The 480-nt window shown below is 41.2% G+C and carries 1 protein-coding gene; it reads left to right on the forward strand.

Features of this window, described 5'->3' with window-relative positions:
* Positions 1–450 (forward strand): polymorphic toxin-type HINT domain-containing protein (locus tag Q0954_RS34445; protein ID WP_299466751.1); only part of this gene is annotated, 450 nt, incomplete at its 5' end.
* Positions 451–480: the final 30 nt, after the last annotated feature.

The following is a 480-nucleotide window of genomic DNA, read 5'->3' on the forward strand; positions in this document are numbered from 1 at the left end:
CAATCCTCTACCCTGATTGGAGTATATACCATTGCCGATACCTTGTGGGTAACGCCCGAACATCCTTTTTACGTCAATGGAAGGTGGATACCCGCAGGCGATCTCAAAAAAGGTGACCAATTAACTCTACTCAACCATCGTCAGCTCCTTGCCCGCAAAACCCGACGTCTGCCCCGCTCTACCCAGGTACGCATTCATAACATTGTAGTCAAAGACACGGTGGCTACAGTCTATAACTTTACTGTAGCTAAGTACCATAATTATTATGTGGGCAATGTCGGGGTGTTGGTGCATAATAATGATTTGTGTATAACCCAAAATGATAATCAAGTAACAATAACACTACCGACAACAGGAGCTGTTTTAGGAAAAGGGGTATATACAGAAAATCTGATTGATATAGAAACTAGTGTTATGTCAACGTTGTATTTTAGGGTAAAGCCTCTTTAATTTAATCCTCGCCTCTTTAGTAGTAAATTG

Source organism: uncultured Microscilla sp. (assembly GCF_947493425.1).
GTDB lineage: Bacteria > Bacteroidota > Bacteroidia > Cytophagales > Microscillaceae > Microscilla.